Annotated in this window: 23 protein-coding genes, 3 pseudogenes and 1 riboswitch; of the genes and pseudogenes, 8 read left to right on the top strand and 18 right to left on the bottom strand. The window is 73.9% G+C overall.

Features of this window, described 5'->3' with window-relative positions:
• Window positions 1–94: 94 nt before the first annotated feature.
• Window positions 95–262, top strand: a complete 168-nt coding sequence (locus tag ACFT41_RS11170) for a hypothetical protein (RefSeq protein ID WP_377586733.1) — start codon at window positions 95–97, stop codon at window positions 260–262.
• A 74-nt stretch (window positions 263–336) separates the two neighbouring features.
• Here ACFT41_RS11170 and ACFT41_RS11175 read toward each other — a convergent pair whose 3' ends face one another.
• From ACFT41_RS11175 to ACFT41_RS11200, 6 genes are all read right to left on the bottom strand, one after another.
• Window positions 337–840, bottom strand: a complete 504-nt coding sequence (locus ACFT41_RS11175; protein ID WP_377586734.1) for a DUF6328 family protein — start codon at window positions 838–840, stop codon at window positions 337–339.
• A 155-nt stretch (window positions 841–995) separates the two neighbouring features.
• Window positions 996–1,745: a sugar isomerase domain-containing protein gene (locus ACFT41_RS11180; protein ID WP_377586735.1), complete on the bottom strand. Its 750-nt coding sequence runs from the start codon at window positions 1,743–1,745 to the stop codon at window positions 996–998.
• A 14-nt stretch (window positions 1,746–1,759) separates the two neighbouring features.
• Window positions 1,760–2,587, bottom strand: a complete 828-nt coding sequence (locus tag ACFT41_RS11185; RefSeq protein ID WP_377586736.1) for an aminoglycoside N(3)-acetyltransferase — start codon at window positions 2,585–2,587, stop codon at window positions 1,760–1,762.
• The gene (locus ACFT41_RS11190; RefSeq protein ID WP_377586737.1) at window positions 2,584–3,414 is read right to left on the bottom strand and encodes an alpha/beta fold hydrolase; all 831 of its coding nucleotides are present in this window, start codon (window positions 3,412–3,414) and stop codon (window positions 2,584–2,586) included. Before ACFT41_RS11190 ends, ACFT41_RS11185 begins: the two co-directional genes overlap by 4 nt.
• 29 nt (window positions 3,415–3,443) lie before the next feature.
• Window positions 3,444–4,205, bottom strand: coding sequence for a TIGR03943 family putative permease subunit (locus tag ACFT41_RS11195; RefSeq protein ID WP_377586738.1), 762 nt, complete (start codon window positions 4,203–4,205; stop codon window positions 3,444–3,446).
• Window positions 4,202–5,338: a permease gene (locus ACFT41_RS11200; RefSeq protein ID WP_377586739.1), complete on the bottom strand. Its 1,137-nt coding sequence runs from the start codon at window positions 5,336–5,338 to the stop codon at window positions 4,202–4,204. Before ACFT41_RS11200 ends, ACFT41_RS11195 begins: the two co-directional genes overlap by 4 nt.
• Window positions 5,339–5,575: 237 nt before the next feature.
• A riboswitch (TPP riboswitch) is annotated at window positions 5,576–5,681 on the top strand.
• A gap of 70 nt (window positions 5,682–5,751) precedes the next feature.
• Here ACFT41_RS11200 and ACFT41_RS11205 point away from each other — a divergent pair.
• From ACFT41_RS11205 to gndA, 4 genes are all read left to right on the top strand, one after another.
• Window positions 5,752–6,342 (top strand): ECF transporter S component, encoded by a 591-nt coding sequence (locus ACFT41_RS11205; RefSeq protein ID WP_377586740.1) that lies wholly within the window; start codon window positions 5,752–5,754, stop codon window positions 6,340–6,342.
• 102 nt (window positions 6,343–6,444) lie between these two features.
• Entirely contained in the window at window positions 6,445–7,875 is a 1,431-nt protein-coding gene (locus ACFT41_RS11210; RefSeq protein WP_377586741.1) for an ABC transporter ATP-binding protein, read from the top strand.
• A gap of 49 nt (window positions 7,876–7,924) precedes the next feature.
• Entirely contained in the window at window positions 7,925–8,725 is an 801-nt protein-coding gene (locus ACFT41_RS11215) for an energy-coupling factor transporter transmembrane component T family protein (protein ID WP_377586742.1), read from the top strand.
• A gap of 154 nt (window positions 8,726–8,879) precedes the next feature.
• Window positions 8,880–10,325 carry an NADP-dependent phosphogluconate dehydrogenase gene (gene gndA, locus ACFT41_RS11220; protein WP_377586743.1) on the top strand — a complete coding sequence of 482 codons (1,446 nt, stop codon included), beginning with the start codon at window positions 8,880–8,882 and terminating at the stop codon, window positions 10,323–10,325.
• Between the two features lie 91 nt (window positions 10,326–10,416).
• On the opposite strand, the gene ACFT41_RS11225 is transcribed toward gndA, so the two are convergent.
• Together ACFT41_RS11225 and recO are read right to left on the bottom strand one after the other, a co-directional pair.
• Window positions 10,417–11,220, bottom strand: a complete 804-nt coding sequence (locus tag ACFT41_RS11225; protein ID WP_377586756.1) for an isoprenyl transferase — start codon at window positions 11,218–11,220, stop codon at window positions 10,417–10,419.
• Between the two features lie 8 nt (window positions 11,221–11,228).
• Window positions 11,229–12,041, bottom strand: a complete 813-nt coding sequence (gene recO / locus ACFT41_RS11230; protein WP_377586744.1) for a DNA repair protein RecO — start codon at window positions 12,039–12,041, stop codon at window positions 11,229–11,231.
• 101 nt (window positions 12,042–12,142) lie between these two features.
• Here recO and ACFT41_RS11235 point away from each other — a divergent pair, with 101 nt between their 5' ends.
• The gene (locus tag ACFT41_RS11235) at window positions 12,143–12,967 is read left to right on the top strand and encodes a DUF4097 family beta strand repeat-containing protein (protein WP_377586745.1); all 825 of its coding nucleotides are present in this window, start codon (window positions 12,143–12,145) and stop codon (window positions 12,965–12,967) included.
• Here the strand turns inward: ACFT41_RS11235 and ACFT41_RS11240 are convergent.
• On the bottom strand, window positions 12,954–14,108 hold the full coding sequence (locus tag ACFT41_RS11240) for an acyltransferase (RefSeq protein ID WP_377586746.1): 1,155 nt from the start codon (window positions 14,106–14,108) through the stop codon (window positions 12,954–12,956). The two genes, ACFT41_RS11235 and ACFT41_RS11240, sit on opposite strands and share 14 nt — an antisense overlap.
• Window positions 14,109–14,148: 40 nt before the next feature.
• Window positions 14,149–14,544 (bottom strand): hypothetical protein, encoded by a 396-nt coding sequence (locus ACFT41_RS11245; RefSeq protein ID WP_377586747.1) that lies wholly within the window; start codon window positions 14,542–14,544, stop codon window positions 14,149–14,151.
• A 556-nt stretch (window positions 14,545–15,100) separates the two neighbouring features.
• On the opposite strand from ACFT41_RS11245, the gene ACFT41_RS11250 reads away from it, so the two are divergent.
• Together ACFT41_RS11250 and ACFT41_RS11255 are read left to right on the top strand one after the other, a co-directional pair.
• Window positions 15,101–15,901, top strand: a complete 801-nt coding sequence (locus ACFT41_RS11250) for a helix-turn-helix transcriptional regulator (protein WP_377586748.1) — start codon at window positions 15,101–15,103, stop codon at window positions 15,899–15,901.
• Window positions 15,892–16,083, top strand: a complete 192-nt coding sequence (locus ACFT41_RS11255) for a DUF397 domain-containing protein (RefSeq protein WP_377586749.1) — start codon at window positions 15,892–15,894, stop codon at window positions 16,081–16,083. The genes ACFT41_RS11250 and ACFT41_RS11255 overlap by 10 nt, the downstream gene beginning before the upstream one ends.
• 160 nt (window positions 16,084–16,243) lie before the next feature.
• Here the strand turns inward: ACFT41_RS11255 and era are convergent, their stop codons facing one another.
• From era to ACFT41_RS11295, 8 genes and pseudogenes are all read right to left on the bottom strand, one after another.
• Window positions 16,244–17,155: a GTPase Era gene (gene era, locus ACFT41_RS11260; RefSeq protein WP_377586750.1), complete on the bottom strand. Its 912-nt coding sequence runs from the start codon at window positions 17,153–17,155 to the stop codon at window positions 16,244–16,246.
• A 20-nt stretch (window positions 17,156–17,175) separates the two neighbouring features.
• Window positions 17,176–17,562, bottom strand: coding sequence for a hypothetical protein (locus tag ACFT41_RS11265; RefSeq protein WP_043966794.1), 387 nt, complete (start codon window positions 17,560–17,562; stop codon window positions 17,176–17,178).
• Complete coding sequence (locus ACFT41_RS11270; RefSeq protein ID WP_377586757.1) at window positions 17,555–18,973, bottom strand: hemolysin family protein; 1,419 nt, start codon at window positions 18,971–18,973, stop codon at window positions 17,555–17,557. Before ACFT41_RS11270 ends, ACFT41_RS11265 begins: the two co-directional genes overlap by 8 nt.
• Complete coding sequence (ybeY, locus tag ACFT41_RS11275; protein ID WP_007072473.1) at window positions 18,949–19,422, bottom strand: rRNA maturation RNase YbeY; 474 nt, start codon at window positions 19,420–19,422, stop codon at window positions 18,949–18,951. Before ybeY ends, ACFT41_RS11270 begins: the two co-directional genes overlap by 25 nt.
• Before the next feature lie 9 nt (window positions 19,423–19,431).
• Window positions 19,432–19,800: pseudogene (locus ACFT41_RS11280) on the bottom strand (PhoH family protein); the annotation flags it as partial.
• A gap of 264 nt (window positions 19,801–20,064) precedes the next feature.
• A pseudogene (locus ACFT41_RS11285) lies at window positions 20,065–20,883 on the bottom strand (LAGLIDADG family homing endonuclease); the annotation flags it as partial.
• Window positions 20,872–21,567, bottom strand: a pseudogene (locus ACFT41_RS11290) (PhoH family protein); the annotation flags it as partial. The pseudogenes ACFT41_RS11290 and ACFT41_RS11285, both read right to left, overlap by 12 nt.
• A gap of 152 nt (window positions 21,568–21,719) precedes the next feature.
• Window positions 21,720–23,060 (bottom strand): serine hydrolase domain-containing protein, encoded by a 1,341-nt coding sequence (locus ACFT41_RS11295; protein WP_377586758.1) that lies wholly within the window; start codon window positions 23,058–23,060, stop codon window positions 21,720–21,722.
• Window positions 23,061–23,115: the final 55 nt, after the last annotated feature.

The following is a 23,115-nucleotide window of genomic DNA, read 5'->3' on the forward strand; positions in this document are numbered from 1 at the left end:
CTTCAATGTAGATGGTTGTCGGCGCGCCCGTCACCGCCCCATGGGCGTCGACGACCGCCGGTCCGCTCCGCAGCCGCTCGTCTAGGGTGGGGCGGTGCTCTACTTCCTGATCGTCGTCGCCGTGTTGCTGCTGGCGTACGCCGTCGTGCTGGTCAGCTTCGTCCGGCGGGGCCGCAAGATCCCGCCGCAGGCGTACCTGGTGCTGGCGCTGCTCAACGGGCTCATCCTGGCGGCCGTGCTGGCCTGGGCGGTCGCCCGCTGACCGCCGGCCCGATGGTCAACAGGTGCCCCTGCTATGCAGAAAGCGTTGACAGGGGGCCCTTCCTTTCACACCGGTCAGTCGCCGGTCAGCGTCTGCGGGTCGTCATCGTCGTCGTCGATGTCATCCTCGCCCCAGTTGCGGCGGGCGAACGGCAGGAACACCCAGAAGGTCAGGAACCACCCGGCGGTGACCGCGGTGAGCACGAAGGCGATGCCCCGGTCCAGCACGAAGTCGGTGATCAGCAGGACCGCGCTGACCATCGAGACGAGCATGAACGCGAGCCCGCCGCTGGCCATCCGGTGGGCGAAGCGGACCAGCTCCGGCTTGCGCCCCTGCCGGAACAGCGCCCGGTGGAAGGCCACCGGGGAGATGATCATCGCGGTGGCGGCGGCGGCCGACAGCAGCGCGACGATGTAGACGTCCTTCTGGAAGTCGCTGGTCCGGGTGAACCCGTTGCTGAACGGCAGGGTCAGCAGGAACGCGAAGAGGATCTGCACGCCCGTCTGCGCGACCCGCAGCTCCTGAAGCAGGTCGGCGAAGTTGCGCTGCCAGCGCTGCCGCTCGGTTTCCTTCGACACGTGTTACCTCCGGGGGCGACGGTAGCGCCGGCAGGGGCGGCCCGCCGGCAGCATCGCCATTGCCCGATCGGATCAGCGGCGAAACCGATTCACCCCCCTGCCCGCATGGAATGGCGGGGCGGTTCGGGCCCGGTCGGAACCCCGCCCGGGCGCGGTCAGGAACCCCGGCGGATCCGGCCCGCGTACCGGGCCTCCAAGGCGTCGTTGTGCTCGTCGCCGCCGGCGATGTTGGCCGACAGGTAGACCGGGGGCCGCTCCCCCGCCGCGAGCAGCCGGGCCACCACCTCGACCGTGATCTGCTGCGCGAGCAGGGCCGCCGTGATCGAGGAGACCGCGCCGACCGCGCCGCCCCCGGGCAGCGGGAGGGTCGCGTCGCCGTACGGGGCGCCGTTGTCCAGCACCACGTCGGCGAAGTCGGCCAGCTTGCGCCCCGACGGGTGCCGGGACGCCATCCGCGCCGAGTGCTGCGCCGACGTGATGGCGACCAGCCGGTGCCCCCGCCCGGTCACCAGCGCCGCGAACTCCACGATCGCCCCGTTGACCCCGGAGTTGGAGGCCACCACGAACACGTCGGACGGGTGGACCGGGGCCAGCTCGTAGAGGCGGTGGGCCACCGCCGGGTCCCGCTCCAGCAGCGGGCCCAGGACGTCGGCCGGTGCCCCGCCGCGCAGCACCACGTCACGCAGCGCGATCCGGTTGGTCGGCACCAGGCCGCCGGCCCGGCCGGCGATCTCCATGGCGAGGGCCTCCGAGTGGCCCGTGCCGAACGCGTGGACCACCCCGTCGGCGCGCAACGCGTCAGCGATCAGGTCCGCCGCCCGGCCCACCGCCTCCCGCTGGTTGGCCGACACCCGGCCGATCGTCTCCGTCACCACCGCCAGGTAGTCCTCGGCGCTCACCGTCATGCGTCCTCCGTCCGTCATGCGTTCCCGGGCCGTGCTGCGCCTCCGGTGCGTCGGTTGTGGGCCAGCCAGCCCACCGCGAAGTCGACCGCCGCCCGCTGGCGCATCAGCCGCCCCGTCCCGTCGCCGACCGGGCCGACCCGCACCGCGCCGGTCGCCTCCAGCCCCGCCCCGAGCCGGGGGAAGTCGCTCTCGTCGAGCACGATGTCGTCCCACTGCGCCCAACGCCGGCCGCCGTCCGGGGTGCGCACCGCCGCGCCCTCCCGCCGTACCGGCGGGGCGGGCTGCCGGTATTCGGCCAGGTGCAGCGACGTGTTCGAGTCGTGGCCAACGCCCAGCAGCAGCACCTCGGCGTCGGCGTCGTACAGCCGGCCCAGCGGCGAGTCGGCGCCGAGCATGCCGGCCAGGGAATGCCCCGCCACGACCCGCTCGGCGGCGGGCCCGAGGGCGGCGAAGGAGACCTGCGGATGATCGCTGCGCCGGGCTCCCGGCCAGCCCCGGACGGTCTCGGCCAACGCCCCCATGAACCGGCTCGGGGTGACCGCCGGGTCGAAGCCGGGGGTCTCGGCCCGGATCATCGGCCACCAGTGCGCCGGCACCGGCGGGTTGGTCCATTCGGCCGGGTCGCTGTTCTCCGGCGTGTGGGTGGGCACCACGATCGTGCCCTGCGGGCCGAGCGCGTCCCGCAGGGCGAGGGCCACCGCCTGCGCGCCGCCGCAGACGAAGCCGAGCGCCTTCAGCCCGGCGTGCACGAGCACGACCCCGCCGGGGCGTACCCCCAGGTCGGCGAGCTGCGCGGCGAGGGAGGCGCGGGTGTGCGGCTGGGTGGTCGGTGCCGGCGTCATCGGGCCGGGGCCGTGCGGGCCAGGACCGCCTCGGCCAGCGCGCCGGGCGCCTCGTCGGGGATCCAGTGCGACACCCCGGACAGCGTGACGAGGCGGTAGTCGCCGGTGACGTGCGCGACGCACGCCCCGGCGGCGGCGCGGCCGATCGCCACGTCCCGGTCGCTCCAGACGAACGTGGTCGGCACCGGCACCGGCCCGACCGCCGCGAGGTCCCGCCGGGACATCGCGCGGTACCAGTTCAGGGCGGCGGTCAGCGCGCCCGGGGCGCGCATCGGGTCGGCGTACCGGGCGACCCGGTCGGCGTCGCCGACCCCGCCGAGCAGCCGACGCAGGGCGGCGGCCCGGAACGCCAGCAGCACCTTCTCGGCCTTGCCCGGCTTACGGAACAGGGCGATGTACGACGAGCGGGCCTTCTGCTCGGTGTCGGTGGCCAGTGCGTGCGCCATCGCGGCGGGGTGCGGGACCGACACGGCGGTGAGGGTGCGCACCCGGCCGGGGTGGGCGGCGGCCAGCCCCCAGGCGACGATCGCGCCCCAGTCGTGCCCCACCACGTGGGCCGCGTCGACGCCCAGCGCGTCGAGCACCGCCGCCGCGTCGGCGATGAGCTCCGGAATGCGGTACGCCTCCACCGCCGCCGGCCGGGCGTCGGGCGAGTAGCCGCGCTGGTCGAGCGCGTACGTGCGCAGCCCAGCGGCGTGCAGCGCCGGCACGACCCCGTCCCACTCGCCGCTGTGCTGGGGGAAGCCGTGCAGCAGCAGCACCGGCTCGCCGGCGGCCGGACCGCCCGTGCGCACCTCGAACGTCAGCCCTCGCGCGTCGACCTGCATGATCGGCAGCCTACCCAGGGCGGGGCCGCTCACTCGTACTGGTTTCTCGGGGCGGGCACCTCCCGCCAGGACTCCACGGCCAGGTACGGGATCTCGGCGTCGTTGACCGGGTCCCGCCCGACCCGGTCGCTGTAGCGGCCGGTGACCTCGACCCAGGTGTCGGGCGGCAGGCCCAGCGGCACGTCGCCGCTCATCCCCAGCTTGACCGGGCGGCCGTCGGCCGCGCAGCAGGAGAGCACCATGCGGGCCAGGATCGGCTGCCCGTCGGGGCCGGGCGCGATGAACCCGGTGAGCCGGACCCGCCGCTCGCCGATCGACGCGCCCCGCTCGAACAGGGCCCGGGAGGCATAGTCGAGGACGGTGACCGGGGCCGGGTCGCCCGGCGGCAGCGGCGGGTAGTCCGACTGCTGCTGCCCGGCGAGGGCGGTGCCGGCCTGGCCCACCGCGTACGAGCCGAGGGCCGGCGGGGCGACCAGCAGCAGCCCGAGCACCGGCAGCAGGAGCAGCCAGCCGATGCGCGGCCCGTGGTGGGCGTGCCCGTGCCCGTCGTCGTCCTCCACATGCCCGCCGGACCCGGGCCCGTCGCCGGACGCGGGGGCGTCGCCGCGTGGGGCGGGGCGCAGGTCGTACCAGAGGGTCATGATCGCGGCGGCGATCAGCACGAGCCCGGCGGCGATCAGGAACGGCCGCAGCCCCTCCTTGACGTACCGCAGGTAGAGGTCGGTGACGCTGGCCCGGACCACCGCGCCGCCGAGCAGCAGCAGGACGACCGCCTGCGCCTGCCGGTTCACAGCAGCACCGTCCCGGCGAGGCTGGCCACCCCGACGGCGACGACGAACGTCGCCGGGGCGAACCGGAACGCGAACCGACGGCCGAAGACACCGGCCTGCATCGAGATCAGCTTGAGATCGACCATGGGCCCGACCACCAGGAAGACGAGACGGGAGGTGAGGGAGAACTGCGACAGCGACGCCGCGACGAAGGCGTCGGCCTCCGAGCAGATGGACAGCAGCACGGCGAGCACGGCCAGGGCGAGCACCGACAGCACCGGGTTGTCGGCGAGGGTCTGCAACCAGCGCTCGGGCACCAGCACGTTGATGCTGGCGGCGGCCATCGCGCCGACGACCAGGAAACCCCCGGCGTGCACGACGTCGTGCCGCACGGCCCCCCAGAAGGCCGCGCCCCGAGACGCACCGTCCAGCTCGGGCCGGCGCGGCAGCCGGATCCAGTCGGCGCGGCCGAGCCGCAGCCAGAGCCACCCCATGACCATGGCGACGATCAGGCTGGCCACCGCCCGACCGAGCACCATCTCCGGCGCGCCGGGGAAGGCGACGGCGGTGGCGGCGAGCACGACCGGGTTGACCGCCGGGGCGGCGAGCAGGAACGCCAGGGCCGCCGCCGGGGTGACGCCGCGCCGGATCAGGGAGCCGGCGATCGGCACCGAGCCGCACTCGCAGCCGGGCAGCACCACGCCGGCGACGCTGGCCACCGGCACCGCGAGGGCCGGGTGCCGGGGCAGCGCCCGGGCCCAGAACGAGCGCGGCACGAAGACCGCGATCACCGCCGAGAGCAGCACCCCGAAGACCAGGAAGGGCACGGCCTGCACGAGCACCGAGACGAAGACCGTCGTCCAGGTCTGCAACCGGGGCGCGGCGAGCGCACCGGCGAGCTGCTCGCGGAACACGATCAGCAGGACCAGCAGCGCGGCCAGCACCTCGACCGAACCGAACCAGCCGCCGACCGACCGTCGCGGCCCGCCCGACGCCGCCTCCCCCTCCGGTACGTCCGGCCTGTCCCCGCCGGCCGACCCCGTCGCCGGGGCCCGCCCGTGGGAGACGTCGACCGGCCCGCCGTCCACGGGCGGGCCGGTGGCTCCCCCGTCGGGCCCGACGGGCGGGGCGGAGCTGTCGGTCGTCGACGGCACGGGCGCGCTCCCTCGGGGCGTGAACGGTTCGGCGGACTCTCGGTGCAACGCTTGCGGCGGACTCTCGGTGCAACGGTGCGGCGGGGCGACACTATCGCGCCCAGCGGGCCAGGTCGATGGACTACGCCGAGATGGCGGTATCCGGATGCCGGCGAGGATCCGGATGCTCCCGGTGAGCTGCGGAAAGATCACTTTGCCCGGTGATCTTCCCGGGTGTTAGCGTCGGCGGGACAACTTCACATCCGACAGGGGAGCGCACAGCGCTGAGAGTGCGGGCACCGCCCGCAGACCCTCGAACCTGATCTGGGTAATGCCAGCGCAGGGAGTTCGGTCGACCTCCAGCCGCGTCGACGTCCGGTTCCACCGGGCTCGGCGTGCGTCTTCTCCTGGTTCGTCAAGGACTGGGAGCCACCATGAACCACACCGACAGCAACCGCTGGCGCACGATCGACATCGTGGTCGCCTCGGTGATCGCCGTCGCCTTCGGCGTCATCTTCTGGGCCTGGGGCCTGGTCTGGAGCGCCACCGAGGGGGCGTTCGCGTTCTTCCCGCCCGCGCAGACCCTGCTCTACGGCGTCTGGCTGATGCCGGCCGTGCTCGGCGGCCTGGTGATCCGCAAACCGGGCGCGGCCCTGTACTGCGAGACCGTCGCCGCCGTCCTGTCCGCCCTGCTGGGCAGCCAGTGGGCCGGCACGGTGATCCCGCAGGGCATGATCCAGGGGCTGGGCGCGGAGCTGGCGTTCGCCGCGTTCCGCTACCGCTCGTTCCGGCTGCCGACCGCGCTGCTCGCCGGGGCGCTCACTGGCGTCAGCGCCGCCCTGTTCGACTTCTTCGTCTGGAACGCCGAGTACGACCTGACCGGCTACCGCCTCCCGTACGCCCTGCTCACCGTGGTCAGCGCCACGGTCATCGCGGGCGCGGGCGCCTGGTCCCTGACCCGCGCCCTGGTCACCACGGGCGCCCTGGACCGCTTCCCCGCCGCCCGTACCCGCACCCCCATCTAGCGCGAGCGTTCCACATGTCGATCAAGAGGTTTGCGTCAGCCGAGCGGGCTCTCCTGACGCAAACCTCTTGATCACCGACGGCGGGCGGAGGGGCGAGGACGCATGACGGTGCTGGTGCGGGGGTTCGGGTGGCGGCATGCCGGGCGACGGGCGTGGGCGGTGCGCGGGGTCGACCTGCGCGTCGAGGCCGGCGAGCGGGTGCTGCTGCTGGGGCCGTCCGGGGCCGGCAAGAGCACGCTGCTGGCCGCGCTGGCCGGGCTGCTCTCCGACGACTCGGGCGAACAGGAGGGCACCGTCGAGGTCGACGGCGTCGACCCCCGCGCCGACCGCGACCGGGTCGGCATCGTCTTCCAGGACCCGGAGAGCCAGCTCGTGATGGCCCGCTGCGGCGACGACGTCGCGTTCGGGCTGGAGAACCGGGGCGTGCCCGCCGGTGAGATCTGGCCCCGGGTGGACGAGGCGCTGCAACGGGTCGGCTTCCCGTACGACCGGGACCGCCCGACCGCCGCCCTCTCCGGCGGCGAGCAGCAGCGGCTCGCGCTGGCCGGGGCGCTCGCCCCGCGGCCGGGGCTGCTGCTGCTCGACGAGCCGACCGCCAACCTCGACCCGGCCGGAGCGGCGCTGGTCCGCCGGGCCCTGGCCGACGCCGTGACCGCCGACACCACGCTGATCCTGGTCGAGCACCGCGTCGCCGAGGCGCTGCCGCTGGTCGACCGGGTGGTGGTGCTGGAGCCGGGCGGCGGCGTCCGCGCCGACGGGCCGCCGGAGGCCGTCTTCGCCGTACACGGCGACGCGCTCGCCGCCGAGGGGGTCTGGGTGCCCGGCCGGACGGTGCCGCCCCGGCGGGCCACCGCCGCCGCCGGCGACCCGCTACTCACCGCCGACGGGGTCGCCCTGCCGCCCCGCCTCACCCCGACCGACCTGGCGGTACGCGCCGGCGAGGCGCTCGCCGTCCTCGGCCCCAACGGCGCGGGCAAGTCCACCCTGGCGCTGCTGCTCGGCGGCCTGCTCCGGCCGGGGGCCGGGCGGGTGTCGGCGACCCGGGAGCTGGCCGGGCGGGACGCCGCCACCGCACCGCACCGCTGGCGGGCGCCCGCCCTGGCCCGCCGGATCGGGTCGGTCTTCCAGGACCCGGAGCACCAGTTCGTCACCGGGACGGTCCACGACGAGCTGGCCCTCGGGCCGCGCCGCACCGGCCGCAGCGAGGCCGACGTCCGGGCCACCGTGGACGGACTGCTGGACCGGCTGCGCCTGACGCGGCTGGCGCGCGCCAACCCGTACACCCTCTCGGGTGGGGAGGCGCGGCGGCTGAGCGTGGCGACGGCGCTGGCCACCGCACCCCGCCTGCTGGTCTGCGACGAGCCCACCTTCGGCCAGGACCGACGCACCTGGCTGGAGCTGGTCGACCTGTTCGCCGAGCTGCGCGACGGCGGGCACGGCGTCGTCACCGTCACCCACGACACCGACTTCGTGGCGGCCCTGGCCGACCGCCGGATCACCCTGACCCGCGACCCGGCGGCGGTGGCGGCGTGACCGGCACCGGCACCGGCACCGACACGAGCAGGGGGCCGGCGGTGGCGGCGTGATCAGCATCGCGCCGGTCGCCGCGCCCGGCGGGCCGCTGGCCCGGCGCAACCCCGTGGCGAAGGTCGCCGCCGCGCTGGTCTTCTCGTTCGCCCTGCTCGCCACCCTGGACCCGGTGGCGCCGGCCATCGCCATCGGGGTCGAGCTGGCGGTGCTGCCGCTGTTCGGCATCCGGTACGGGGTGCTCGCCCGCCGGGCCGCGCCGCTGCTGCTCAGCGCCGCCGGGATCGTGGTCACCCTGGTCCTGTTCGCCGCCGAGCGCACCGGCCGGACGCTGGTCGAGGCGGGGCCGGTGGTGGTCACCAGCGGGGTACTGCTGACCGCGCTCGGGCTGGCGCTGCGGATGCTCGCGGTGGCGCTGCCCGGCGTGATCGTCTTCGCCACCACCGACCCGACCGACCTGGCCGACGCGCTGGTCCAGAACGCGAAGGCCCCGACCCGCTTCGCGATCGGCGCGCTGGCGGCGTTCCGGCTGGTGCCGCTGCTCGGCCAGGAGTGGCAGATGATCAGCATGGCCCGGCGGGCGCGCGGGGTGGACGCCGGGCGCAACCCGGTGGCCCGGCTGCGGCTGTTCGTCTCGACCGCGTTCGCGCTGCTGGTCGGTGCGATCCGGCGGGGCACCCGGCTGGCCGTGGCGATGGACGCCCGGGGCTTCGACGCGGCCACCCCGCGCACGGTGGCCCGGCGGCAACGGTTCGTCCTCGCCGACTGGCTGCTGATCGCCGGGGCGGCGGCGGTGGCCGGTGCGGCGCTGGCGGTCAGCGTCACGCTGGGCACGTTCCGCCCGCTGATCGGCTGACCCACCGCCTGGCCTGCGGGCCCGAGGGCGGGGCGCACGCCCGCCTGCGGCGACGCAACCACACTGTGACACCGCGTCGCCCGCCGGTCCCGGACCGCCGGGCGGCGCGATACCGTCGCAGCACTACAGGCGACGCGAGAGGTGGCGGGTACGGATGACGCAACAGGCGACGGCGCAGATCGGCGTGACGGGGCTGGCGGTGATGGGCCGGAACCTGGCCCGGAACCTGGCCCGGAACGGGTTCACGGTGGCGGTGCACAACCGGTCGCCGGAGCGGACCCGCAGCCTGGTCGCCGAGCACGGTGACGAGGGGACGTTCGTGCCGTCCGAGTCCCTGACGGACTTCGTAGGCTCGCTGGAGCGCCCCCGCGCCGTGATCATCATGGTCAAGGCGGGCGCACCCACCGACGCGGTGATCGACGAGCTGGTGCCGCTGCTCGACGAGGGCGACATCATCGTCGACTGCGGCAACGCCCACTTCGCCGACACCCGGCGGCGGGAGGAGGCGCTGCGGGCCAAGGGGCTGCACTTCTCCGGCACCGGCGTGTCCGGCGGCGAGGAGGGCGCGCTGCTCGGGCCGAGCATCATGCCGGGCGGCTCCGCCGAGTCGTACGCGAAGCTCGGCCCGATGTTCGAGAAGATCGCCGCGCAGGTGGACGGCACCTCGTGCTGCCGGCACATCGGCCCCGACGGCGCCGGGCACTTCGTGAAGATGGTCCACAACGGCATCGAATACGCCGACATGCAGCTCATCGCCGAGGCGTACGACCTGCTGCGGGCCGGGCTGTCGGCGAGCCCGGCGGAGATCGCGGAGATCTTCCGGGAGTGGAACACCGGCGAGCTGGAGTCGTTCCTCATCGAGATCACCGCCGAGGTCCTCGGGCACACCGACGCGGCGACCGGCCGGGCCTTCGTGGACATCGTGCTCGACCAGGCCGAGCAGAAGGGCACCGGCCGCTGGACGGTGCAGAGCGCGCTGGACCTGGGCATCCCGATCACGGGCATCGCCGAGGCGACGTTCGCCCGGTCGCTGTCCGGGCACGCCGGCCAGCGCGAGGCCGCCCGCCGCGCCTTCGGCGACGCCGGGGAGAAGTGGCAGGTCGAGGACCGCGACACCTTCGTCGAGGACGTGCGGCGCGCGCTGCTGGCCAGCAAGATCGTCGCGTACGCGCAGGGCTTCGACCACATCCGCGCCGGCAGCAGCGAGTACGACTGGGACATCGACCTGGGCGGCACCGCCACCATCTGGCGGGGCGGCTGCATCATCCGGGCCCGCTTCCTCGACCGGATCAAGGAGGCGTACGACGCCGAGCCGGAGCTGCCGTCGCTGCTGGTCGCGCCGTACTTCGCCGAGGCGGTCAGCGCCGGCGTGCCGAGCTGGCGGCGGGTCGTCGTCGACGCGGCCCGGGCCGGGGTGCCGACGCCGGCGTTCTCGTCCTCGCTGGCGTACTTCGACGGGCTGCGCGCCGAGCGGCTGCCCGCCGCGCTGTTGCAGGGGCTGCGGGACAACTTCGGCGCGCACACCTACCGCCGGGTGGACCGGGACGGCTCGTTCCACACCCTGTGGGCCACCGAGGGACGCTCCGAAGTGGAGGCCTGAGCCGCAACCGATCGGCGCCGCCCCCGAGGCACGGAGGCGGCGCCGACGTGCGGGTCAGAACCGGCGACGCTCCGCCCGTTGCGCAGGCCGGTCAGGTCTGCGGCGGGGCGACCGGGTTGGGCAGCGCGCCGCCGAACCGGCGGTCCCGCTGGGCGTACAGCTCGCAGGCGTACCACAGGTGGCGGCGGTCGAAGTCGGGCCAGAGGGTGTCGAGGAACACCAGTTCCGCGTACGCGGTCTGCCAGAGCAGGAAGTTGGAGATCCGCTCCTCGCCGGACGGGCGGAGGAAGAGGTCCACCTCGGGGACCTCCGGGTGGTAGAGGTATTTCGCCACGGTCTTCTCGGTGACCTTGCCCGGGTCTAGCCGGCCGGCCGCCACGTCGCGGGCGATCGCGGCGGCGGCGTCGGCGATCTCGGCCTGCCCGCCGTAGTTGACGCAGAACTGGAGGGTCAGCGTCGAGTTGCCCCGGGACATCTCCTCGGCGGTCTGCAACTCGGAGATGACGCTCTTCCACAGCCGACCGGCCCGGCCGGACCAGACCACCCGCACACCCAGGTCGACGAGCTGGTCGCGGCGGCGGCGGATGACGTCCCGGTTGAAGCCCATCAGGAACCGGACCTCGTCCGGGGAGCGCCGCCAGTTCTCCGTGGAGAACGCGTACGCCGACAGGTAGGGGATGCCCAGCTCGATCGCGCCCTCGACGGTGTCGAAGAGGCTGTGCTCGCCCTGCTCGTGGCCCTTCGTGCGGGGCAGCCCCCGCTCCTTGGCCCACCGGCCGTTGCCGTCCATGACGATCGCGACGTGTTTCGGCAGCGCGTCGGCCGGCAACGCCGGGGGCCGGGCACCCGACGGGTGCGGAGTCGGCGGCACCGGCGCACGCCGGCCGGCCCTCATCGATCGGATCACTCGGTCTTCTCCCTGTTCACGGCGGCGGCACCGCCGGCCGTCGGACCGCCCCGGTCGACCAGCGGCAGCGAGCGTAGCGCGCGCTCCAGGTGCCACTGCAGGTGCGCCGCGACCAGGCCGCTGCACTCCCGGCGGACGCCGGTCTCGGTGGCGTCGGCGAGCACCCAGTCGCCGGTGGTGAGCGCGGACATCAGGTCGACGGTCGCCGGCGCGGGGTGGGCCGCGCCGGGCGGCCGGCAGTCCGGGCAGACCGCGCCGCCCGCCGGCACGGAGAACGCCCGGTGCCGCCCGGGGGTGCCGCAGACCGCGCAGGCCGTCAGCGCGGGCGCCCAGCCCGCGAGGGCCATCCCCCGCAGCAGGTACGCGTCGAGCACCAGCGTGGTGGCGTGCTCGCCCCGGGCGAGGGACTTGAGCGCGCCGAGGGTGAGCTGGAACAGCCGCAGCGACGGCTCCCGCTCGACCGGGGTGAGCCGCTCGGCGGTCTCGGCGATCGCGCTGGCCGCCGTGTAGCGCGGATAGTCGCCGAGGAACCGTTTGCCGTACAGGTCGATCCCCTCGACCTGGCTGACGCTGTGCAGCGAGCTGCCGGTGTTGCCCTTCGGGTCGCCGGCGAGCTGCACGTCGACGTGGCCGAACGGCTCCAGCCGGGCGCCGAACTTGCTGGTGGTGCGGCGCACCCCCCGGGCCACCGCGCGCAGCCGCCCGTGTCGGCGGGTCAGCAGGGTGATGATCCGGTCGGACTCGCCGAGCTTCTGCACGCGCAGGACCACCGCGTCGTCGCGGTAGAGCTGTCGGCGGTATCCGGCCATCCGGCCATTCTCCCCCGGCGTACGAAATCAGGGTCGAATCGGGGTGCCCGGCGGGTGATCCCCGATGCGCGGCGGGCCGGGCCGGCCGTAGCGTGCCCGCCATGGCCTCGCACCGGACCGTCCATGCCACCCGCCCTGCCCGCGCCACCCGCGCCGTCCCCGCCCGCGCCGTCGCCGTGGGGACGACCGCCGCCCTGATCCTCCTCGCCGGATGCGACAACCTGTCGCTGCGCCGGCTCGACTTCGACGACGTCGAGTCGACGCGGATCGCCCGGGTCACCGTGCTGCCGGGATCGGGCGACGTGACGGTCGTCGGCAGCGGCCCCGCCGGCCAGGTGCGGATCAAGCGGGTGCTGCGCTACCACGGCGACCAGCCCGAGGCCCGGTACGAGATCCGCGGCGACGAGCTGGTGCTGGACACCGACTGCGGTGACCGCTGCTCGATCTCCTACGAGGTGACCGCCCCGGAGGGCGTCGCCGTGAGCGGCGAGACCGGATCCGGCAACGTCGTGCTGAGCCGGGTCGGCGAGGTGGACTTCCGGCTCGACTCGGGGAACCTGGAGATCACCCGGGCGACCGGCCCCGTACGCGCCGAGGCCAGCTCCGGCAACGTCGAAGTCGACGACGTACGCGGCCCGGCGACCCTGCGCGCCTCGTCGGGCGACGTCACGGGCAGCCGCCTGGGCGGCCAGGTGGACGCCGAGGCCGACTCCGGCAACGTCACCGTCGAGCTGGCCGCCCCGGCCTCGGTGCGGGCGCACGCCGCCAGCGGCGACGTGGATCTCGTCGTGCCCGCCGGCCGGTACCGGGTGCGCTCGGACGTCGACTCCGGCGAGGCCGAGCTGGGCATCGTGGACGACCCGGGCGCGTCGCTGCTGCTCGACGTGGCCACGGAGAGCGGCAACGTGTCGGTCACCGCGCGCTGAGCTTGAGGGTGTGTTCCTCGGGGGCCCGGGGCGCGGGCAGCACCGCCCGGCCGTAGCCGGCCGGCGCGGGACTGACCGGCACGGGGCTGTCGCCGGCCGGCACGGGGCGGCCGGCGACAGGCACGCGGGCCGGCACGGGGCGGGCGCCGCCGGGGAACAGCTGCGGGGGCCGTCGGGCGGCGACGTCCTCCACCCAGCCGACCAGCGCGGTGACCACGCCGACCAGCGCGAAGACCAGCGCCACCCGGACCGCCAGGCCCACCGGGTCCTGATGGGACCAGCCGACCACGTCGACCAGCGGGGTGAGCGCCACCACGAACGGCATGTGCCACAGGTAGACGGTGAGCGCCCGCCGGTTCAGCACCGTCACCGCCCGGCCGGCCACGGCGGAACGGTCCACCCAGGCCGCCGACGCCGGGGCCCGGCCGATCGCCACCAGGATGAACGCCGCCGACCAGAGCGCGTTGCCCAGCGGGATGTCGTTCAGGTCGTACCCGCGCGGGCCGGGATGGGTCAGGATCCACGCCGCCCCGGTCGCCCCCAGGGCCAGCGCGGCCGGGAGCAGCACCCGGTTGGCGGTGCGGTGCAGCAGGCCGTCGTGGTGGGCGAAGCCGAGCAGCCACGCGCCGAAGTAGAGGCCGAACTCCCGCAGCGCGGTGGGCGCGGCGGGGAGCAGGCCGAACTCGATGGCGGCCAGCAGCGCGTACGGGGCGAGCAGGGTGGGCCACGGTGCCCGCCGGAACAGCCACAGCGCGACGGGCGAGGCGAACACGAACCACAGGTAGTCCCGCAGGTACCAGATCACGCTGAGCGCCAGCGCCCCCCAGTAGTTGGCCGGCGGGTCGACGACCGGGAACGCCCAGAGCAGCACTTTCGGCGTCAGCGGCAGCCCGGTGAGCAGCATGGCGGGCACGAAGACGACGGCCAGCACCCACAGCGACGGCAACAGGCGGCGCAGCCGCCGACGGGCCGCCGACGGGCCGGACCGGTCCAGCGACGCCGCCATCAGCGACCCGGCGAGCGCGAACATCACCGACATGGCCGGGAAGACCAGGGTGAGCGTGGCCCATCCGGTCACGTGGTAGACGACGACGCGGACGATCGCCAGGGCACGGAGCAGGTCCAGGTACCGGTTTCGCATCAGCCGGCTTCCGGTCGGGGGCAGGGGGAGCTACCGACCCCTACCCTCCGACCCAGCCCCACCAAACGACCAGCGAGGCGCCAAAAAAGTGAGGAATGCCATTCTCTGTCGAGAATCGGGAACTACGACCGCTCTGCGGGTCCACCTCCCCGGTGGGCGGCAGCGGCACGCGGACCGCGGCTCCCCTCGTGGGCGGCAGCGGCGCGCGGACCCAGGACAGGAACCGGTCGGTCAAATCGCCCGGCGGGGTCGACGGGGACAGTGCCGTCAGGTGCTCGGTCGCCTCCTCCAGCAGCGACGCCAGGCGGGCGACCAGGGCAGCCCGGTTGCCCTGGTGCTCGGCCAGCAGCGACAGCCGGGCCGGCCCGCACGGCCACGGGGCCCCGCAACGTCGGCAGCGCCACAGCGGACGGATCGGCAGATGCGGGTGGCACATCAGGACACCCTGGCCCGCCGCGCGCTCCCGACCGGTCCGTGACGGGCCGGGGCCCGAGTTCGTGAGTACGCAGCGAGCCAGCGCAGCCCCTCCCGCAGGACGAACAGCTCGCGTTTCGCGACGGCCTGACCACGAGCGTCGAGCACGTATGCCTCGATCCACGTCCAACCGTACGGCGGATGGCAGCCCGGCACCTCGCGGACGACACGAACCGTCACCGGCGTGACGAATTGCGGACTCGCTGCCCTCGTCAGGTGCAGGACGTCGCCGCCCTTGATGGCGCGGGGCGGATGAGGTTCTCCGCTGTGCGACATTGCTCTCCCCCGTCTGTCGAGACTGGAAGGACCGCCCGGCGGAGTGGTGGGTAGTCCACGACCGGGCGGCCCCGACCGGGGCGAATCGGGAACTCCTTCACCGACCCGCACCGTCCTGATGACACTCTGCTGCGCGTTCCACTACTCTCGGGAGGTGCTACCGCCCAACGGGTGGGGCTGGGCGAAGGGACATCCTCGGCGTGGCCCGGCGAGTAATCGATCTTTGGATTGAAGGGCTGTGAATGGCTGACGTACCGAGTCCGGTCGCCAACCTCGTCGTTGCCGAGATCCGGCGTGCTCGCGGTGCCGCCGGGATGACACAGGAGGCCTTCGGCCGGGCCGCCGGATTCAGCGCGTCCCATGTCAGCTCGGTGGAAGGCGGCACGCGGGCGCTCACCATGGACTTCATCAGGGGTGCCGACCGCGCCTTCAACAACGGTGGGCTGTTCGAACGCCTGGTGACTCAACTCGGGGCCGCGTCCTGGTTCCTGCCCTGGCTCGACGCCGAGCGTGGGGCAACGCAACTTCGCTACTTCGAGCCGAATCTGATTCCAGGGCTGTTCCAGACCGAGGAGTACGCCCGCGCAGTGCTGCGACTTGATCCGCGACTGACCGAAGGCGAAGTCGAACACCGGGTCTCAACGCGTATCGAGCGCCAAGCCGTCCTCGCTCGGGAGGACCCGCCACAAGTTGTCGTGGTGGTCGACGAATCTGCGGTCCGTCGCATCAGCGAAGGCTCGGAGAAAATGATGTCGGAGCAGCTATTCCAGCTCGTAGCCTGCGCCGAACGCCCCACGACCAGCGTTCATGTCGTTCCTGCGGAGGTGGGGCTCCATGCTGGACTGTCCGGTCCGCTGTCGCTGGCGCACCTACCCGACGGCCGTTGGCTGGGTCACCTTGAGAACCAGTTGGGCGGCGACGTCGTGGACCGCCCAGACGGTCTGGCTACGCTTTTTGAGCGGTGGGAGAGCGTCCGCAGCGAGGGACTGTCGCGGCGACAGTCCCTGGATCTGATCAAAAAGGTGGCGAGCCAATGGACCTGACCGGCGCTCGGTGGAAGAAGTCCACCCGTAGCGGCACCAGCGGCGGCAACTGCGTCGAGGTCGCCGACAATCTTCCCGGCATCATCCTCGTCCGCGACAGCAAGAACCGCGACGGCGACACTCTCACCTTCTCGCCGTCCGCCTGGCGCGGCTTCCTCGCCCTGGCAAAGCGCACCGCCTGAGCCACATCACAGACCGGGTGTGAGCGGGAATGGCTCACCCCGCCCCGGTGATCAAGAAGTTTGCGTCATCGCCGAGATCAACTCTGACGTTCTCCTCTTGATCACCGGGGCGGGGCGGGGCAGTCGCGGGGCCCGGGCGGGCGGAGGTGTGACGGGCGGGTCAGAAGCCGAGTTTGCGGAGTTGCTTCGGGTCGCGCTGCCAGTCCTTTGCCACCCGGACGTGCAGGTCCAGGTAGACGCGGGTGCCCAACAGCTCCTCGATCTGCCGGCGGGCGGTGGTGCCGACCTCCTTGAGCCGGCCGGCCCGGTGGCCGATCACGATGGCCTTCTGGCTGGGCCGCTCGACGTACACGTCGGCATAGATCTTCATGAGGTTGCCCTCGGGGATCATCTCCTCCACCACCACGGCGATGGAGTGCGGCAGCTCGTCGCGGACCCCCTCCAGGGCCGCCTCCCGGATCAGCTCGGCGACCAGCACCTGCTCCGGGTCGTCGGTGAGCATGTCGTCCGGATAGAGCTGCGGCGACTCGGGCAGATAGCCGGTCATCACGTCGACCAGCGTGTCGAGCTGGTGGCCGGAGACGGCGCTGACCGGCACCACGGCCGCGAACTCGCCCAGCTTGCTGACCGCGAGCAGCTGCTCGGCCAGCCGCCGCTTGTCCACCAGGTCGGTCTTGGTCACCACCGCCAGCACCGTGGCCTTCAGCTCGGCCAGCTCGCCGGTGATGAACCGGTCGCCCCGGCCCACCGGCTCGTCGGCCGGGATACACAAACCGATCACGTCGACCTCGCTCCAGGTGGAGCGGACCAGGTCGTTGAGGCGCTCGCCGAGCAGGGTGCGGGGGCGGTGCAGACCGGGGGTGTCGACCAGCACGAGCTGCGAGTCCGGCCGGTGCAGCACGGCCCGGATGATGTGCCGGGTGGTCTGCGGTTTGTTCGAGGTGATCGCGATCTTCGTGCCGACGAGGGCGTTGGTCAGCGTCGACTTGCCGGCGTTCGGCCGGCCTACGAAGCAGGCGAACCCCGCCCGGTACGGGCGCACTCCCCCGACGCCGGCACCGACGTCGCTCACCCGACCATCGTGCACGCCGCTCACTCGACCACCGTGCCGAGGACGGTGCCGTCCGGCGCGGCCACGTGGATCGGCGCGTCGGCGGCAAGGTCGCGGACGGCGGCGTGCCCCGCCCCGTCCAGGGTCGACGCCTCCGTCACCACGACGGCGGCCTCCAGCCGGGTCGCCCCGGCCGCCACGGCGGAGGCCACCGCGAGCTGGAGGGCGGTGAGAGTCAGCGAGGGCAGCGACACGCTCGCCGCCGCGTACGTCCGGCCGTCCTGGTCGCGTACCGCGGCTCCCTCCACGGCGCCCACCCGGCCCCGGGCCCCCCGGGCGAGGATGACCAGCTTGCCGTCCTCGGCGCTCAGCTCGACCGGCGCGGACGGGGTGGGCAGGGCGGCGGGCGCGGCGGGTGACTCAGGCATCGGCGGGTTGCCTCTCCTCGGCTCGGTTCTGGGTGCCCCGGGCCTCGGCGGGCTCGCCGCGCACGGGGGTGGTGTCAGGGCGGCCGGTCGGCTCGACCCGGCTCACCAGCACGGTGTCGATCCGGTTGCGCCGGCCCGTGGTGCCCTCGGCGACCAGGCGGAGCCCGGCCACCTCGGCCTCCGCGCCGGGGATCGGGACCCGGCCCAGGGCCTGCGCGAGCAGGCCGCCGACCGTCTCGACCTCGTCGGCGGGCAACTCGACGTCGAACAGCTCGCCGAGGGTCTCGACGGGCAGCCGGGCGGTGACCCGCACCGCGCCGTCCGCCAGCCGTTCGACCGGCGGGCGTTCGACATCGTACTCGTCGGTGATCTCGCCGACGATCTCCTCCAGGATGTCCTCGATCGTGACGAGGCCGCCGGTGCCGCCGTACTCGTCGACGACGATGACCAGGTGGTTGCGCGCGGCCTGCATCTCCGACAGCAGGTCGTCGACCGGCTTGGACTCCGGGACGAACGTCGCCGGACGCATCAGCTCCGACACCGGCAGCCGGGCCGCGGCCGGGTCGCCGCCCCGGGTACGCCGGATCAGGTCCTTCAGGTAGAGCACGCCGAGCACGTCGTCGACGCTCTCCCCGATCACCGGGATGCGGGAGAAGCCGGAGCGCAGGAACAGGGCAAGTGCCTGGGAGAGCGTCTTGCTCTCCTCTATCCACACCATCTCGGTGCGCGGCACCATCACCTCGCGGGCGATGGTGTCGCCGAGCGCGAACACCGAGTGGATCATCTGCCGCTCGCCATGCTCGACGACGCCCCGCTGCTCGGCCAGGTCGACCAGCTCGCGCAGCTCCACCTGGGTGGCGAACGGCCCCTCCCGGAAGCCGCGCCCCGGGGTGACCGCGTTGCCGATCAGGATCAGCAGCGACGCCAGCGGGTTGAGGGCCCGGCCGAGCCAGCGCACCAGCGGCGCGACGGCGCGGCCGACCGCGTACGCGTGCTGCCGGCCGAGGGTACGCGGGCCGACCCCGACCACCACGAAGCTGATCACGGTCATCGCGCCGGCGGTGACCAGCGCCGCCCGCCAGCCCGCGCCGAACGTGTCGACCGCCACCAGCGCGACCAGCGTCGTGGCGGTCAGCTCGGCCAGCAGCCGCAGCAACAGCAACAGGTTGAGGTGGCGTACCACGTCACCGGCGACGGCCTGGAGCGTGCGCGCGCCCCGGGCCCCGTCGCGAGCCAGCTCGGCCGCGCGGGCCGGTGACACGGCGGCCAGCGCCGCCTCGGTCATCGCGATCACGCCGGCGAGCACCACCAGCCCGGCCGCGAAGACGAGCAGTTGCAGGTCGGGCAGGCCGGCCGCCGCGCCGGCCGCCGACACCTGGACGGGCATCACGAGGACCGGGTCGACCGCCAGCTGGCCAGCAGCCGGGCCTGGAGCTCGAACATCTCCCGCTCCTCCTCCGGCTCGGCGTGGTCGTAGCCGAGCAGGTGCAGCACGCCGTGCACGGTGAGCAGGTGCAGCTCGTCGGCAGAGGAGTGGCCGGCCGTCGCGGCCTGCTTGGCCGCCACCTCCGGACAGAGCACGATGTCGCCCAGCAGCGCCGGCTCGCCGCCGGCCGCGCTCGACTCGCCCGGCCCGTGGTCGACGCTGCCCTCGTCCATGGGGAAGGCGAGCACGTCGGTCGGGCCGTCGCCGCCCATCCAGCGATGGTTCAACTCGGTCATGTAGTCGATGTCGACCAGCAGCACGGACAGCTCGGCGAGGGGATTGACCCCCATCTCGTCGAGGGCGTGCCGGGCGACGGCGAGCACGGCGTCGGTGTCGACGTCGACACCGGACTCGTTGGCGATCTCGATGGACAACTGGGTTCCCTAGGTCTGTCGGCGCCGGCCGGCCCGGCCGCCCTGGGCGGTGTGCCCCGGCACGGCGTGCACGCCCTGCGCCTGCTGGTTCTCCCGCTCGGCGTCCCAGCGGGCGTACGCGTCGACGATCTCCCCGACCAGCCGGTGGCGCACCACGTCGGAGCTGGACAACTGCGCGAAGTGCACGTCCTCCACGTTCTCCAGGATCTCCCGGACCACCCGCAGGCCGCTGGTCGTCCCGCCGGGAAGGTCCACCTGGGTGACGTCGCCGGTGACCACGATCTTGGAACCGAAGCCGAGCCGGGTGAGGAACATCTTCATCTGCTCGGGCGTGGTGTTCTGCGCCTCGTCGAGGATGATGAACGCGTCGTTGAGGGTGTTGTGCGTGACCAGGAAGTCGTCGGTCACGTACAGCGAGTCCTCCGCCGCGACCTGGATGCACATCGTCTCCTGCACCCCGGCCGGGATGATCGAGTCGATGAACCGCATCGGCCGGCCACCGCCGTGCTCGTCGTACAGCCGCCGCTTGCGCGACAGGCGGAACGGCGGGACGCCGGCAGGAAGCCTGATCTCCACGACGTAGGCGTCGGCGCGGTAGGGGACCGGGCGGCCGTTGACCAGGCCGGGTTTGCGCCCGTCGGCCTCCCGCACCCGCCAGGTGGCCACCCCGCCGAGCGACTGGACCAGGTAGACCACGTCGTCCCGCAGCCGCGGCGACGTCGTCGAGTATTGCACCCGGCAGGTGCGCCCCGCCTGGACGACCGGCCCGCCGTCGGTGTCCAACAGCCCCTGGAGCACGGCCAGCCGGACGTCGAGGCTGTTGTTCTGGTAGACCTCGGGCACGAACGTGGTGCCCGAGGTCGCCCCGGCCAGGCGCAGTTCGCGCAGCACGGCCGTCACCGGGTTCGCGACGATCACCCCGCCCCGGTGACCGTTGACGTGCCGGAGCACGTAGTCGTATTCACCCTTGCGAACGAGGGCGATGTCGGGCAGTGCCTCTTCGAGCGCGGCGGCGAGCTCCGGGTCCGCGGTGCAGAAGGCCGGCGTCGTGCGGCACGAGATCGAGCCGTCGCCGAGGAGCAGGCCGAGCGCGTACGGGTCGAGCGGAACGTCCTGCGGCTCCAGCTGCACGGGCGCCACGACCGGCAGCTCGTACCGCCGGGTGTGGCCCCGCCGCTCCTTGCCGATCATCTCCTGCGTTTCGAGGGTGCGCCGACGCCCGCGCCGCTTGTCGTCGGGCGTGGCGACGGTCCACAGGTGCTCGCCGCAGGCGAGGGTGGACGCGCCGTCCTGGGTGGTGACCCGGTAGACCTGCTTCGGCCCCTGCGGGTAGACGCCGATCACCGGCGTGGGCGTGCCGTTCGAGCCGATGACCAGGTCGCCGACCCGCAGCGACCCGAACGGCCGGAACCCCTCCGGGGTCAGGACCCGGGCGTCGTACGGCTGCGCCCGGCCCCGCATGTATGCCAGGGGCGCGACCTCGATCGTCCCCGCCGCCATCAGCTTCGGGATCGTCTCCGGGTCGAGCATGTCGTGCAGCGCGTCGTAGAGCGGGCGCAGGTACGGGTCGATCTTCTCGTTGAGCGTGCCGGGCAGGAAGCCCAGCCGCTCCCCCGCCTCGACCGCCGGCCGGGTCAGGATGATCCGGCTGACCTGCTTGGCCTGGAGCGCCTGGACGGCCTTCGCCATCGCCAGGTAGGTCTTGCCGGTGCCGGCGGGGCCGATGCCGAAGACGATGGTGTGGGCGTCGATCGCGTCGACGTACTTCTTCTGCCCGAGCGTCTTGGGACGGATGGTGCGCCCGCGCCGGGAGAGGATGTTGAGGGTCAGGACCTCGGCGGGCCGCTCCGTGCCGCCCTGCTCCAGCATCCCGACGGTGCGCCGCACGGCGTCAGTGGTCAGGGTCTCGCCTTTCTCGATCAGTTCGAGCAGCTCGCTGAAGAGGCGCTCGGCGATGGCGTTGTCCGTCGGAGCACCGGTGATGGTGATCTCGTTGCCGCGGACGTGCACGTCGCTGTCGACCGAACGCTCGACGAGTCGCAGGATCTCGTCGCCCGCGCCCAGCAGGTTGACCATGATCTTCGAGTCGGGGACGGTGATCCTGGTCTGCACCCGGGGCGGGCCGGGAGGTGGGGTGCCGGTCATGGGTCGGGCCGAGGGGCCCTGCGCACCTGCTCTCGATCTCGGCGCCGGGCCCTGCTGGCGCGGCGATCGGACGTTACCCCCATCGTAACGTTTCCCGCTCGGCGGCACCTCGCCCATTTCCCCGGGCCGCCGGCCTGGTGGCGCGGCGGGCGTCAGCGCCGGAAGTCGTACCCGTCGAAGGTCTCCTGCCCCCGGGTGAAACGGTACGTCGCCCAGTGCAGCCGGACCACCGCCCCGGCCGCGTCGCGGGTCAGCCGCAGCAGCTCGCCGGCCTCCCGCCCGGAGACGGTGCGGAACACGTCCGGCCGGTCCGGCAGCGGGGCGAAGACCGCCGGGGGTTTCCCCGCCGGGTCGTCCGCGCCGCGGGCCCGCAGCGTGCCGTCGTGCCAGCTGAAGACGTACGCGAAGCCCTCGCCCCACCACCGGCCCAGCATGCCGCGCAGGTGCGCCGGGGCCGGCGGGCCCGGCCGCCACGGCTCGACGTCGGCCGGGTCGTGCTCGACGGCGGCGGCGAGCAGCCGGTGCGGCAGCTCCATGACCTGCACGCCGGTCCCGGACGAGCCGAGCGCCGCCGCGCCCATCGCGCCAGGGGTGCCGTCGCCGCCCCGGCGGCCGTAGACGGCGGCGAGGAAGCCGGGCATCGCCCCGTCGTGCCCGACGTGCACCACCCGGTCCCCCTGCGGCAGCAGGATCAGCCCCAGCCCGAAGCCGGCGCCCCAGGACGTCTCGTCGGTGACGGTCAGCGGCCAGCGCATCTCGTCGAGGGTCGCCGGGGCGAGCACCGCGCCGGTGGGGTCGAGCGCCGCCGGATCGGCCAGGAACGCCGCCCAGCGGGCCATGTCGGCGGCGGTGCTCCAGAGCTGCGCGGCCGGGCCGACCGCGCCGAAGTCGGCCGGCGGCTCCGGGTGCGCCTCGTCGGAGTACGCGTCGACGAGGAACCCGGTGGCCGCCGCCGGGCCCGGGCGGTCGGTGGTGGCGGTCAGGCCCAGCGGGGCGAGCACCCGCTCGGCGAGCGCCTCGGCCCAGGTGCCGCCGTGCAGCCGGGCGACGAGCTGGCCGAGCAGCGCCATGCCGAGGTTGGAGTAGTGGAAGCGGCGGGCCGGCGGCAGCACCCGCTCGGCGCGGGCCAGGTCGGCCAGCAGCTCGTCCGCCCCGGGGGCGAGCAGGGTGTCCCAGACGTCGCCGTGCGGCTCCCGTTGCAGGCCCGAGGTGTGCGACAGCAGCCGGCGTACGGTCAGCTCGCCGTGCGCGGGCACGTCGAGGTGCGCACCGACCGGGTCGTCCAGGTCGAGCAGGCCGGCGTCGCGGCACTGCATGACGAGCACGGCGGTGAACGTCTTGGTCACCGAGCCGATCCGGAACAGCGTCTGCGGGCCGAGCGCGGTGTCGTTGCCGGTGCCGCCGACCTCGCAGGTCCAGAGCGGGCGGTCCGCCCGGTGCAGGGCCGCCGCGACCGCCGGCACCCGCCCCTCGGCCTGGACCCGCCGCACCATCCGCCCGAACCGCTCATCGATTCCACTCACTCCCGCAGTGTAAGGAGGGGCCCCT

It is taken from the genome of Micromonospora sp. NPDC057141, assembly GCF_042670805.1.
GTDB lineage: Bacteria > Actinomycetota > Actinomycetes > Mycobacteriales > Micromonosporaceae > Micromonospora.